12 protein-coding genes and 5 pseudogenes are annotated in these 13,002 nt (G+C 59.5%); 9 read left to right on the top strand and 8 right to left on the bottom strand.

The genetic code is table 11. From position 1 onward, the window contains the following. From EVC45_RS30235 to EVC45_RS30225, 3 genes and pseudogenes are all read right to left on the bottom strand, one after another. Complete coding sequence (locus EVC45_RS30235; protein WP_129961838.1) at positions 1-309, bottom strand: hypothetical protein; 309 nt, start codon at positions 307-309, stop codon at positions 1-3. A 116-nt stretch (positions 310-425) separates the two neighbouring features. Further along, positions 426-1,175: pseudogene (gene istA / locus EVC45_RS30230) on the bottom strand (IS21 family transposase); the annotation flags it as partial. A 199-nt stretch (positions 1,176-1,374) separates the two neighbouring features. Continuing rightward, positions 1,375-1,941, bottom strand: a pseudogene (locus EVC45_RS30225) (transposase); the annotation flags it as partial. Between the two features lie 365 nt (positions 1,942-2,306). On the opposite strand from EVC45_RS30225, the gene EVC45_RS30215 reads away from it, so the two are divergent. The 3 genes and pseudogenes from EVC45_RS30215 to EVC45_RS30205 all read left to right on the top strand — a co-directional run. Then, positions 2,307-3,359: an IS110 family transposase gene (locus tag EVC45_RS30215; RefSeq protein WP_018418657.1), complete on the top strand. Its 1,053-nt coding sequence runs from the start codon at positions 2,307-2,309 to the stop codon at positions 3,357-3,359. A gap of 12 nt (positions 3,360-3,371) precedes the next feature. Next, positions 3,372-3,587, top strand: a pseudogene (locus EVC45_RS30210) (IS3 family transposase); the annotation flags it as partial. 29 nt (positions 3,588-3,616) lie between these two features. Next, positions 3,617-3,814 (top strand): annotated as a pseudogene (locus EVC45_RS30205) (DDE-type integrase/transposase/recombinase); the annotation flags it as partial. Between the two features lie 37 nt (positions 3,815-3,851). Here the strand turns inward: EVC45_RS30205 and EVC45_RS30200 are convergent. The 3 genes and pseudogenes from EVC45_RS30200 to EVC45_RS45805 form a co-directional block, all read right to left on the bottom strand. Then, entirely contained in the window at positions 3,852-4,064 is a 213-nt protein-coding gene (locus EVC45_RS30200) for a hypothetical protein (RefSeq protein WP_211193497.1), read from the bottom strand. A gap of 677 nt (positions 4,065-4,741) precedes the next feature. After that, positions 4,742-4,954 (bottom strand): annotated as a pseudogene (locus EVC45_RS47030) (integrase); the annotation flags it as partial. Positions 4,955-4,989: 35 nt separating this feature from the next. Further along, positions 4,990-5,520: a hypothetical protein gene (locus EVC45_RS45805; protein ID WP_168991558.1), complete on the bottom strand. Its 531-nt coding sequence runs from the start codon at positions 5,518-5,520 to the stop codon at positions 4,990-4,992. A 136-nt stretch (positions 5,521-5,656) separates the two neighbouring features. Between EVC45_RS45805 and EVC45_RS30180 the strand changes: the two genes are divergently transcribed. From EVC45_RS30180 to EVC45_RS30165, 4 genes are all read left to right on the top strand, one after another. Then, complete coding sequence (locus tag EVC45_RS30180) at positions 5,657-8,656, top strand: Tn3 family transposase (protein WP_129961835.1); 3,000 nt, start codon at positions 5,657-5,659, stop codon at positions 8,654-8,656. Continuing rightward, complete coding sequence (gene tnpC, locus EVC45_RS30175; RefSeq protein WP_129961834.1) at positions 8,649-8,996, top strand: Tn3 family transposase post-transcriptional regulator TnpC; 348 nt, start codon at positions 8,649-8,651, stop codon at positions 8,994-8,996. Before EVC45_RS30180 ends, tnpC begins: the two co-directional genes overlap by 8 nt. Continuing rightward, complete coding sequence (locus tag EVC45_RS30170; protein ID WP_129961833.1) at positions 8,993-10,192, top strand: hypothetical protein; 1,200 nt, start codon at positions 8,993-8,995, stop codon at positions 10,190-10,192. The genes tnpC and EVC45_RS30170 overlap by 4 nt, the downstream gene beginning before the upstream one ends. Positions 10,193-10,387: 195 nt before the next feature. Next, the gene (locus EVC45_RS30165; protein WP_248295315.1) at positions 10,388-10,765 is read left to right on the top strand and encodes an H-NS histone family protein; all 378 of its coding nucleotides are present in this window, start codon (positions 10,388-10,390) and stop codon (positions 10,763-10,765) included. Between the two features lie 57 nt (positions 10,766-10,822). Here EVC45_RS30165 and EVC45_RS30160 read toward each other — a convergent pair whose 3' ends face one another. After that, complete coding sequence (locus tag EVC45_RS30160) at positions 10,823-11,110, bottom strand: hypothetical protein (RefSeq protein ID WP_248295314.1); 288 nt, start codon at positions 11,108-11,110, stop codon at positions 10,823-10,825. Between the two features lie 415 nt (positions 11,111-11,525). Here EVC45_RS30160 and EVC45_RS30155 point away from each other — a divergent pair, with 415 nt between their 5' ends. Continuing rightward, the gene (locus EVC45_RS30155; RefSeq protein ID WP_248295313.1) at positions 11,526-11,873 is read left to right on the top strand and encodes a hypothetical protein; all 348 of its coding nucleotides are present in this window, start codon (positions 11,526-11,528) and stop codon (positions 11,871-11,873) included. Then, positions 11,873-12,091 carry a hypothetical protein gene (locus EVC45_RS30150; protein WP_087740127.1) on the top strand — a complete coding sequence of 73 codons (219 nt, stop codon included), beginning with the start codon at positions 11,873-11,875 and terminating at the stop codon, positions 12,089-12,091. Before EVC45_RS30155 ends, EVC45_RS30150 begins: the two co-directional genes overlap by 1 nt. A gap of 81 nt (positions 12,092-12,172) precedes the next feature. Here the strand turns inward: EVC45_RS30150 and EVC45_RS30145 are convergent, their stop codons facing one another. Then, positions 12,173-12,982, bottom strand: a complete 810-nt coding sequence (locus tag EVC45_RS30145; protein ID WP_129961832.1) for a hypothetical protein — start codon at positions 12,980-12,982, stop codon at positions 12,173-12,175. Between the last annotated feature and the right edge of the window lie 20 nt (positions 12,983-13,002).

Below are 13,002 nucleotides of genomic sequence, written 5' to 3'. Positions count from 1 at the left end.
TCACCATTTCTGCTCTTTCACGCAGGCTGCATCAGCTCGTCCATGTAACGCAAAAATCGCGTATTTTGAACCACGCCCGAAAATCTCAACTCGCGACTGCGCGTATGCCTGACTAACCGGCGTCATCTGAAGGGCGGGCGGGTCTGGCTTGGTCTGCTGCAGTTCGTCTTCAATCATCGCCGCTTTGCCCGTAGCCGATGTCCTGAGCGCACTGGAAAGAGCCCGAGGGAATTGATGAGCGGCAAGCCTCACGATCACTGGCTTACGCTGCTCGGACTCGGCCGCCTCCAGCCTCAGCGCATCTGACATCGGCCGGGTTGTCACCGGCCTCTATTATGCATCGGAATCCTTGCCATTCCTGCGTTTCGCGCAGGCTGCTTAAGCTCGTCCCTGTAACGCAAAAATCACGTGTTTTGAACCACGCCTACGATTCCTTTTTTTTGCGGGTCGTGCGGCGGACAGGCGTCAATCCGGAACCCGTATCCCTCAGCAAGTGAAGCGTACGAGCGCTGTACCTCGGGGCTGTACATGCAGGCTTTGACGATCGCGCACTTCGCGTTGTCGATGATCACGCGGCGTGGACATCCGCCCAGCCATTCGAAGGCACGCCGGTGGCAAGCCAGCCAGGTCTCGACCGTCTGGTCCAGCACGATCTCGGCGTACTGATGCCGCGACCAGGCCAACGTCATCACGAAGATCCACGTCTTGAGCGGGATGCCAGACTCGTGTGTGAGCACCGGGCCAGCGCCGAAGTCGACCTGCACAGCATCGGCCGGGGCAAACTCAAGGATCGTCGTCGCCCTGACGCCGCGCTCGGCCTTCAGGTTCAGCAGCATACGGCGTACCGCCGAATAGCTGCCCGCGTAGCCATGGTTGCGTTTGAGCGCGTTGTGAATCGTCGTGCCCTGCACGTCGGCGTCGAACCAGCCTCGTACCAGATCGCGAAATGGCTCGAGCGTGGAGATGCGGCTGGTAGGCACCTTGGGGTCGCGCCCAAAAATGCCGGCCAACTCAGCGTCATCCGGCAAGGGCCGGCCGGGATCAAGCCAGCCGTGAGCGAGCGCGACCTGCCGTACGGTCTTCAGCTTGCCGCGCCCCATCAGGTGAGCGCCCGCAATGTCACGGTCGGAATCGCCCTGACGCATGCGCGCCAGAACCTGTCGATACTCAAACACTTCGAACCTCCTGTTACTCATCGGCCCTCCGGGCAAAGACGCCGAAGGTACCGGGTTACGGAAATTCGAAATGCGTTTCGGGCTACGGCCCGGCGTGACAACGAGCCTCAAGCGTGGCTCGATTACGCCGATCCTGAGGTGGCTCCAATACGCCGATCATCGAGTGGCCCGATTGCGCCGATCATCAAGTGGCTCGATTACGCCGATCTCGGAATGGCCTCATTACGCCGATCCGTGACAGCGCTTGCCGAGGTCCAGAAATGTCACGGCCATTAGCGTCGCGAACCTTGCCCTCCAGACGGTCTTGCACGTAGTGGCGCAACCTTGGGTTAGTCACGAGCTTCGAAGGCTTGGGTCTTTTGGCAACCAGTTCGGCCTTCCACTGCGCAACCGAAGCCCGATACTCAAGCCGGCCGCTACGAGTTGCAGCGTTACGTGTCAATTCCCGGGAGACCGTCGATGGGCTGCGTCCGATACGGCGAGCAATCTCTCGTACCCCGACACTCTGGAACGAAAGTAGCCCAATCTCTTCTCGCTCCGCGAACGACAAGTACCTCCCGGATATCGGGCTCGACATGGAAAGTGGCATACCACCATTATGACGGAACCAGCGACTGCCCACTGCCTGCGACACGCCAACCGCCTCTGCAGCCTTCTCACTTGTAATGCCTGTTGCGATTTGCTCCCAGAATCGCCGCTCGACCTCGCGCCGATGCGACGGCGCACCTGGCGAGCGCATCGATCCTCGCCCTGTCAACTTATGCATCCAACCCGCTGGTCGTCCCATAAACACCTCCTTGATCAAAGGTGTTGCGACGACCGGTTGAATCCGCCCAATATGCCAGCGACGACTTCCAGCGCAAGCTGGCGCAATATGGCATGCGCTGCTCGATGAGCCGCAAGGGAAATTGTTGGGACACTCAGTCTAAGATCGCCTCTGAACGTCGGACCGATCTGACCCGTGCTGGGATTGGCGAAGCTGCCTTGGCGTTGACCTGTCGATCGGATTCCGGCGTTCCCCGAGCGTTGCCGGGCTCACCGTCTGTGACCTGATAGGAGCTTTGTTCTGCACCGTGAGTGTCCTGTCCTGCGAGTGAGGTTGGCGATGCGCCCACTACGACGAAAACACGCATGGAACAAAACAACGAAGTGATTCTGGGCGTCGACACGCATCTGGATGCGCATGTCGGGGCTGTGATTAGCGAGACGGGGAAACTCCTTGGAACACTGTCGGTATCGACCGACACGGCAGGATATCTCAACCTGGTGACCTGGGCGAATTCGTTCGGTCATCTGCTCCGCGCCGGCGTAGAAGGGACCGGCACCTATGGAGCGGGTTTGGCGCGCGTGCTGCGCGATCATGAGATTGAAGTACTTGAAGTCAATCGCCCCGACCGGGCGACACGTCGGTCTCGAGGGAAGTCCGATCCCACCGATGCAGAAAATGCAGCCCGCGCGGTTCTTTCCGGAAAAGCAACTGCTATTCCCAAGGAGCAGTCCGGCGCTGCCGAAGCAATGCGCGCCGTCTCCGTTGCCAGACGCAGCGCTGTAAAAGCGAAGACGCAGGCCATCAATCAGTTGCGGGCTTTGCTGGTCAGCGCGCCACAGGAAATTCGCGAGCGCCTTCTGAAAACGAAGACAGCAGAATGCGTTGCGAGCTGCGCCCGCCTGCGCTCGTTGGGCAACACGCCCATGTTGCAAACGTTGACGACCACGTTGCGCTTGCTGGCCAAGCGCTGGCTGGCGCTGGCAGAGGAGCTCAACACGCTCGATGCCATGCTTGATCGCCTGACCAGCCAGCACGCCAGCCGGCTTCGTGAGAGATTCGGTGTGGGCCCACAGACCGCTGCAGTGCTCGTCGCCGTCGCGGGCGACAATCCCGAACGCCTGAAAAGCGAGGCTGCGCTGGCCGCGCTGTGCGGTACGAGCCCGTTGCAGGCATCGTCTGGCAAAACGGTCCGGCATCGCTTGAACAGGGGCGGCGACCGGTCTGCAAACAATGCCTTGTGGACCATTGCTATGGTGCGGATGAGAAGCGACCCTCGGACCCGTGCTTATGTCGAGCGTCGGACCAAAGAAGGCATGTCGAACAAGGAAATTCATCGCTGCCTCAAGCGCTATATCGTGAGGGAGCTGTACCCGCTCATCCTCGCGGATCTGGCCGAGTCAACGCGTGTCCCTTGACATAGGAGCGTCAATGCCCCGACGGAGAGCTTCTTCAACAGCCTGAAGAACGAACGGGTGCATGCTACGCGATACCGCACCCATCAGGAAGCGATGGCGGACCTGTTCGAATACATTGAAGTGTTTTATAACCGCAGTCGTCGTCATTCGTCGCTCGACCTCGTATCACCGGTTCAGTTCCTGCAAGACTGGATGAAGGCTCAGCAGACCAAGGACGCGGCTGCATAACCAAAGGCCTCTGGAAGGCGAAAAACCGAGGGAACCTCATTGTCGAACAGGACCATCGGGCTATCAAACGCCGGACCCGGCCGATGCTGGGATTCAAGAACTTCCACCGTGCGAGGGTCATTCTCGGCGGCATCGAGGTAATGCACATGATCAGGAAAGGACAGATGAAATGTGCGGGCAAAGACCCGTCGCCTGCTTCCCAGCAGTTTTACCCCCTTGTGTCATAAGCAATACTTATCATCGACATTTCTCGTCCCGACACCCTTACTGCAACAGAACCACCTGCTTCACCGGCGGCGGGAAATACGACCCCGACGACATCCGGTTCCACAGCTTGTACAGATTGCCCGACAGGTTCTGCTCGAACATGGCGATCGTTTCATCGTCCACGCCTGCTGCACCCCGGTTGGCCCTCACCAGCTGATACGCTTCCCAGACCGTGCGCTTCGCAATGTCATACGGTTTTGTTGAGGTCATGTCACTCATCCCCGCCATGCAGGTTGGTGACCTTCGTCAACAGGATAACGCTGCCCCTTCGCTCCACCCTCATTACAAAGGCTTCAACACTACTACGGGCAGCTCCGCCCCTCACTCCGGCATCGGTATTCTTCCTCATGGTGTCTGCCATTTGTCATTTCCCTTTCCATCCGGAGTAAGGTTCTCACGTTCCATACCAAAGCCTGTGTTGAGCTCATGCCGCCTCTACGCCGACTGCCGTCAGGTCCGTAAACAGGTCTCGTCCTGACTGATCCTGGAGCGACGAAATGACTCCAGTTTTGACAGCGCTTTATGAATTAACGACGCGTCATCGAACGGTTCGCTTTCGCTCATCTTCTCAACACCTACCTGCCATCCTTATGGATGACTTTTCCACGGTCGCTCACCACCACGCCTTTTGAACGCAGCAGCACCGGGCGGTTTGAAGCCTGCCCCTGCAGGCCGACTTCGGGAGGCCAACTCCCATCTTCAGTACAGCATCACTAGCTTTCGCTCGTGTTCGTGACACACTCTCGTCCATCCTCCAGCTCTTGCCGACCGTCCGTTTGCGCCGTCGAAACGCCTTCTCGGGATCTGACCAAGATCCGGTCAAATTGCTATCATAAGCCTCGTGGTTATGAAATAACGGTTCTTTATGCAATGACAGCATAAAGAACTCAGGCCGTGAATGCCTCCCAAACCGCCGCGCCCGTTTGACGTCCAGTGTCGTCGGTATGCAAGGAGATGGACGTGGTCGAGACTGATGCGTGACGCAGATTGTCTCGGACGGCGCTCAGTTCGATGTCCCTGACGATCGCGTTGGTTGCATGGGTATACCGCATCCGGTACGGGGTGGCCTGACGTAGCTTCTCAGCCAGCGCGGGATGGTCGCATCCTTACCCGACCGGTCTGAACGCGCGACCTCTCACCCGGTCATCGTTCGCAGCAAACCCCGCATGACATCCTCCAGCGTGTCGTGCCGGGGACCGTCGGCCGACGCCGCTACGACCCGGAGTATGTCGCCTTCGAGCCTCGCCTCCGACGAGACGATACGACGGCGGTCATCAGGAAAACGGGCCAGTTTTTCACCAATCAGGCGTTCGATGCCCTGTGTGACCTCACGTCGTATTTCAGGCGGAACACTTTTGTCGAATCTGATCTGATCACGTAGCGCTTCGCCACGCTCGTCCTCGGGCAGGAGGCTGATATTCCATGCCGCCACAATCGCCGTCAGTGCGCTCTGATATTCCTCCAGTGTTGGATCATCGGATACCTCCTCCTGAAGCATCTGGGCGAGGGGCCAGGAGATTTTCTGTTCCGGCGGCAGGTCATTACGATCGAGAACGATAGCGTCAGGGATCCCCGACTGAACCGCTCCCCGTCGCAATGCCGCCAGGTCACGCACACCCAGCTTGCGGGCACGCGACGATTTTTTTTGCTGACTGCCTTTGCCCATTTTTCTGCCCCCTTCGCTGCGTTCTTAATCCGCAAATTATAGCGGCCAGTTGGTTGCACAGATTCGCGAAAGTGCGACGGTTTTGCCGGATTTTTTGCGCTACACTGACCGCCCCATTCGAGACCTGCAATCCGGCATGGCCACCGTTGAACGTACCGCTTATCCGCGCCTCCCCAAGATCTTTTCGGCTGCGGAGTTGCAAGCCTGCTATACGCCGGACGTTGAAGAGCTGGAGTGGGTGCGCCGCAACGCGCGTGGCCAGTCTTCGAGATTGGGGCTGCTGGTCCTGCTGAAGGTTTTTCAGCAGATGCACTACTTTCCCTTCGTTGATGTCGTTCCCGCCGCCGTCATCGAGCACATCCGGACGAGCGCGGACATCGGTGCAGATGTTGAACTTGGCTACGACCGGGCCAGGTCCCCTGCGTTGTTTCGTCACTACGCAGCGATCCGGGAGTTTCTCGGCATCCAGTCCTATTACGGCACTGATGCCAATGAAATCGCGGTGCGTGCAGCGCACGCGGCTGCCGAGGTGATGGACCAGCCAGTGGACATCATCAATGCCACCATCGACTGCCTGCTCCAGCAGCAGGTCGAACTGCCAGCGTTCTCGACGCTGGATTTGATTGTGGAACAGGTTCATGCGCGAACTCAAACGGCACTGTTCCGGCGCGTCTCGCGTCGACTGGCCGACGATGACAGGATCCAGCTGGACCGGCTGCTCAAGCGGGAATTCAACCAGCGCCAGACCGCCTACAACACCATCAAGCGGTACGCGTTACGGCCGTCGCGCAAGCACATCTCCCTGCTGGTCGAACACCTCGCCTGGCTCGATGGTTTTGGCGACTACGCCCACGTGCTCGAGGGCGTTCCCGCCACAAAGCTGCGTTCCCTCTCGACGCAGGCGATGAGCCTGGATGCCGCGAATCTGAAGGAGACCTTGACGGAGCGGCGATATACCCTCATCGTCGCACTGCTCCATCAAATGCGCGTGCGTGCCCGCGATGACCTGGCCGAGATGTTCATCCGGCGTATGGGCGCGATCCACAAGCGGGCCCGGGAAGAGCTCGAGCAAATCCATACTCGCCAGCGCGAACAGATGGAAAACCTTGTCGATCTGCTCGACAGCGTCGTCAACATTGTCGACGACCATCAGGACGATGCCGAACTTGGTGCGCGGGTTCGCGAGCATCTGGCGCCGTCTGGCAACCTGGAGCCGTTGCGCGAAAGCTGTGCCGAGGTACGGGCCTACAGCGGCAAGAATCATTTGCCGCTACTGTGGCGACATTTCAAGGCGCATCGGTCAGTACTGCTACGTCTGGCGCACGCCATGGCGTGGGGTTCGAGCACGCAATCGCAGACCTTGCTGCGCGCACTGGAGGTCGTTTTTGAGAACGAGTCGCGGCATCGGGAATGGCTCGATGTCGACATCGACCTCAGCTTCACCTCTGATCGCAGGCGCAAGCTGGTTTGCCGCCCGCGTGAGAAGGGCGCGCCGACAAACCGGCGCTATCTGGAGCTATGCGTGCTGTCCTGCATGGCGAAGGAACTGCGCAGCGGAGACCTGTGTGTATCCGGCTCGGATTCCTTCGCTGATTACCGCGATTACCTGCTGCCGTGGAACGAATGCGAAAAACGTCTACCGGCTTACTGCGAGAAGCTCGGCATGCCGGACAGCGGTGCGGGCTTCGTGACCCGGTTGCGCGAATGGCTCTCGGATGTGGCCCGCCGACTGGACGAGCGATTTCCCGAGAAGTCCGAGCATGTGACCATCAACAAGGCGGGCGAGTTTGTTGTACGGCGCACTACAGCCACCATCGTTCCGGAAAGCGCGGTAGCGCTGCAAAAGGCGATGGTCAAACGCATGCCGGTGCGCAACCTGCTGGACGTGCTGGCGAATATCGAGCACTGGACGCATTTCAGCCGGCATTTTGGCCCGCTCAGCGGCAACGACCCCAAGATCCGCAATGCAGCCGAGCGGTACCTGCTCACCATCTTCGCAATGGGTTGCAATCTGGGCCCCACCCAGGCAGCCCGCCACATGGGCGACACGATCACGCCGCACATGATGTCGTTCGTCAATCGTCGGCACCTGAGCCTCGAGCGGCTGGAGACCGCGCAGCGCGAACTGATCGAGCTCTACCTGCGCCTGGATCTGCCCAAACACTGGGGCGATGGCAAGACGGTGGCCGCGGACGGCACCCAGTACGATTTCTACGACAACAACCTGCTGGCCGGCTACCACCATCGCTACCGCAAGATGGGCGCGGTCGCCTACCGGCACGTGGCGGACAACTACATTGCGGTCTTCCGGCATTTCATTCCGCCCGGCATCTGGGAGGCAATCTACGTCATCGAAGGCCTGCTCAAGGCCGGCCTGAGCGTCCAGGCTGATACGGTGCACGCCGATACCCAGGGACAGTCGGCTGCGGTGTTCGCCTTCACCTACCTGCTGGGAATCAACCTGATGCCGCGGATCCGAAACTGGCAGGACCTCAGGTTGTGCCGCGTGGATGACACGACCCGACATGAGCACATCGATGGACTGTTCGAGGAAACGGTTGACTGGGATCTCATCGAGCGGCACTGGCAGGACCTGATGCAACTCGCGTTGTCGATTCAGTCCGGTGCAATTTCATCGCCCCTGCTGCTGCGCCGGTTCGGCGCCGTCAATCCGAGGAATCGCTTGTCTCAGGCAGCAGAAGAACTGGGCAAGGTGGTCCGCACTGTATTCCTGCTCGAGTGGCTCGGCAGCAATGAGCTCCGGCAGGAAATCACGGCCACGACCAACAAGGTCGAATCCTACAATGGCTTTGCGAAGTGGTTCTCGTTCGGCGGAGACGTGCTGCCGGTCAACGATCCGGACGAGCAGCAGAAACGCCTGCGTTACAACGACCTGATGGCTTCGGCCGCAATCCTGCAGAACACGGTGGACATGATGCAGGCGCTGCGCGCGATGGTGAAGGAAGGCATTGCGGTCAATCCCGACGACATCGGATTCCTGAGCCCCTATCTCACCAGCAACCTGAAACGCTTTGGAAAGTATGAACTGGACTTCGGACACGTCGAGGGCTGGATACACGAGAGCCTGTTCGCCGGTCCGGCCCGTTCCCTGCGGAGACCCAAACACCATGCCTGATATCGAGCCCCCCTATGGCGTCGTCGATGCCGATGCATTGCAACCGCTGCAGCAGCGTTACGATACGACCATTATCCAGCAAGCCGTGGACCTCTTCGACACAATTCGAGCTCGCTGTGGACCCCATGGGCTGCGTGACGATCTTTTGCACCTGCACGGCATGGCACATACCGTCATCAATGGCGCGAGCCTGTCGGTCCCGACTGACGATCTCACGCTGGTGGAACAGGCCGATTGCATCCTCGAGGAGCTGGAAGACTGGCAGCTTGTGCTCGATCAGATGATTCTCGCCCTGCGTCCCCTGCAGGATCTGCGATCCCAGACGGACGATCCACTATGAAGCCAGCCGCGTACAAATGGCAATTCGCCCAACGCTTTCGCCGTCACGCTTTCGGCTGGCGCTCGGACGTACCGATCCAGCGCATCAAGGAAGCGCTCGCGGAGATCAGGCAGATCGCGCGTAGCGATGCGGTGCTCGCGGCCGACGGCGCCGTGAAGTTCCTGGCGAAGGTTTCGCCTGCGCTGGAACACGTCGACAGTTCGTCCGGCGCCCTCGGCTCCGCCGTGAACCGGGCAATCGAGGTACTCGTGCCGATCATAGCGGGTGCAAAGGTCGATGCCGACATGCGTCAACGCTGGCTCGAGCGGCTATGGGAGGCAATTCAGGATCAGGGCGTTCCCTATATCGAGAGCCTGTCGCACGAATGGGACAAACTTTGCGTGACGGCCGGGATCGCCAACGCGTGGGCCGACAGGTTTATTGACCTGGTTGAGCACGTCTGGTCCGACGGCCCCGGCGGATATTTTGCGGGAACACCGATCTGTCTGGCATCGCTGTACAGGGCAGAACGGTATGCAGAACTAATCGCACTGGTGGACCGGGCTCCCTTCAAGTTGTGGCATTACCGGTGCTGGGGCGTCAAGGCACTGGTTGCAATGGGCAAGAAGGCTGAAGCGCTCGCCTATGCTGAAGCAACGCGAGGTCTCAACAGCCCGGATGGTCAGATCGCGCTGTCCTGTGAAGCAATTCTGCTGTCGTCGGGTCTTGCTGACGAGGCGTACCGGCGCTATGCGCGCGAAGCTAACCAGGGCACCACCTACCTGGCAACATTCCGGGCCATCGCAAAGAAGTACCCGCACATCCCGCCGGAGACCATTCTGCGCGACCTGATTGCCGCATCACCTGGTGAGCCCGGCAAGTGTTTCGCGGCGGCCAAGGACGCCGGCCTGTTCGACCTCGCCATCGAGCTGGCTAATGCCAGTCCGACCGATCCCCGGACGCTGACGCGTGCCGCGAGGGACTTTGCGCAGAAGCAGCCGACATTTGCCATGACCGCAGGTCTTGCGGCATTGCGCTGGATTTCGCAGGGCTACGGCTATGAAATCACCGGGATTGACGTGCTCGACGCAGGCAAGGCCACGATGCAGGCAGCCAATCACGCCGGCGTCGACTCCGAATCCATCAGGGAACAGATTCGCCAACTGGCGTCCGGAATCTTCCCGCAAGCCGACGTCGTGAACCGGGTCCTGCTGTAGTTTGAGCGGGGGGCCGTTATCCCGGAAATGCTGACTTTCATGATTGCTCCAGAGATAACTCTTCTTATCTAAAGTCGATGTCGCTTGGCGGACACTGATCCATCCACATCGAGTAGAAATCGAACCCATATGTGGCGTACGTTCAGGCGTCGAGAATTCACGGCACGATGCAGGGCAGCGGAACGACCTCGGTCGGTGCGGATATACTTTGGGCCATCACACTCCGCAACTGATCTCATGAAAGGAATTAAAATCGCCGACGGTGAAGCAAGGGATCGCCTGATCATCTGGATCCGCCGTCTGGAAGAATTTGGTATCTCGATCGAAGCATTGGCCGCTTCGATCGAGCACGATGAGGCTCACCCGCCGCTATATCGCGATGCACGAGGACACAAGTGGAACGGGGTCGGCGACATGCCCGACTGGCTGCTCGCCGCGAAAAACGCAGGCGTTAGTCCTGAGTTCTTCCGGATCGAAACAAGGCCGAGCGCGTCGACGCCAATTGCAACGCAACCCACAGTAGCTCAGGCAACCGTCGATCCTCGCCAGCTCGATCTTTTCAACGCAACGTGATCGCCACGCTCCGCAGTGCATCTGGGTATTCAGCACCACCGGGACTGACAGGGTGTGCTACGACATATCTGCCGGGTCGTTCTCAGGAACAGGCGAACTCGCGGTTCCTGCAAGAAACTGCCTGAGACGTCGCTCCGCGTGAATGACCTTGTGGAGCGGTGCGCTCGCGAGTTGCGAATCGTGTAGCGCCAGGAGGCGCTCAAAAACAGAAATCGTATCCTCCGCGAGCACCCATTCATCCGACACGTGCGCCAGTTCCAGCGCAGCCTCCACAGCATATTCCGCTGTCTTGAAGCTCCTGACGGGTTCCTTCCCGTAACCTTCCTGCTGAAGAAACCACGCCACGTATACGGTCCGCATCAGTTCGTTAAACAGATGCCGGTTCCCGTGACCATCCCTGCAGGCGACGAGAGCAAGATGAGAAGACAGTGACTGTTCGCGCACAGACGCCTCTGCCATCGGCAATAACATTGCCTTCGTGAGGTGCTTCCGGGATCCGGAAGCACTGGTCCCGCGTCGCTTTGAACTCATTTCGTGTATCAATGCAAGTGTCACTGGAGTCATTCTAGCGAAATAATTCTATCGTGCCGGCAAATGCAGACGTGCATTCACATGCGAAAATATACTGCTCGCGCAGGTAGTATCCGCGCCTCTGATACTCATCGATCGACAGCGTGACGCGAGCATATTGGCGTCAGACTGTGTCGCTCAGTATTCGAAACCGGCATGTCACATCGCACCTCTCCAGGAGAACAGGCGGATGACGAAGACAATCAGGTACGGCCTGTTCTTTCTGGCAATGGGATCGCCCGCGTTTGCCGGCGCGCGCTACGTTGAAGTATGGAATCCACCCGAAGCGCGCAGTGCAATGCAGTCGCGACAATCCATCTACAAGACGCCGAAGCATCGACGCGCGGATGTCCGCATTGCGCACCACGGGTTGCGTCACCGGGTCGTCGCGGCAGCGCCAGGCCCGAAAGCATCCGTTACGGCCGTCGAGCACCGCGCTCATGAGCCGCGGTATGAAGCAATTCCGCGCCAGATGACACCTGAGGGCAATGTGCTTCGCGTCGATGGACGTCACGCGCGTGCTGAGGTCGAACGCTGATGCGAAGCGAAAAACACAAGGGCTACACGCTCTGGGGACATGCCATCCTGCAGCAGAAGGAAAGTTCACAGCGCGAACGCTACGCTGCCAGCGGCACGATCACGCTGGACAACAAGGTCGTTGAAGCGTCGGGTGTACTCGGCGAGTTCGGCACGGAAGACGAGGCAGAGCTGGCCGGGCTCAGATGGGCGCGCGCATGGGTGGATAGTTTCAACTGATGTGCCGCCCGTCGTCCCGTCGCCCTTCTCATAGACGCCGTCATCCTTGATGGGATCCCCGAGCGGGAACCAGCAGTGCTTCTAACGTGCGAAATGAAGAAGCGCGGCAACACTGACGCTCGATGCTGCAGCAAGGATCCAGCTGCCATGCCGGGAATAGACCTCGCGCACAGCCCACCAGAGTGGGTGGCGTTCCGCGCGTTTGCGCTCGGCGATCAGGTCATGCAGGGAACGGGTTAGCCGCGCCACATCCGCATGTGCAACCCGCTCAGCGTCACCCTGATTCATCAGGAAATCGAACACGCGCCGCTCTGCGATATTGTCCTTCCAGTTCTCGACCGCGCTGAGATCGCGCACCCTGATTGCGCGCGACATCCCCGCCCGATGTTCGGGATCCGCGTAATCAAAAGCAAAACCGAACTGTTCATAGAATCGGTTGCGTCGGGCAGTGTTCTTGCCGTATGCCTGGCCTGCCAGCAGCTCGATGTTGTTCACATCCGCGTCAGGCCACTGACGTGCCCAGCAGACGATCTCATTCATGAGATACGTGCCGATCCGCTGTCCCTTCAGTCCCGGCAGATCGAGTGTCACGAATCCGTGTTCCCACACGCCAGATGCTGTCACGGAAACGCGATTATGCACGGCAAAATAGCAGCCCCTGAACTCACCCTGCCCGCTCGCCGGCCCGACGGGTACGCCGATCATGCGGTATGAAAGCTCAATGTGCGCCGTATCCAGCTGCCCGTCCGCGTAGCGCTCATATCGCGTTTCGCGCTCGACGAGTAATCGGGCGATCACGCCACGATCCGCTTTGTTGCGATCGCTGATCTCAAGAACGAGCACGCGCGGCTTCTTTCCCGGACCTTCATTGTGCTCCAGTGTCGGTAGCATTCCCGCTCCAGCGATAGGTC

This window comes from Paraburkholderia sp. UYCP14C (assembly GCF_004197395.1).
Classification (GTDB): domain Bacteria; phylum Pseudomonadota; class Gammaproteobacteria; order Burkholderiales; family Burkholderiaceae; genus Paraburkholderia.
The sequence above is the reverse complement of the archived record's forward strand: the minus strand, read 5'-3'. Positions and strand labels throughout refer to the sequence as shown.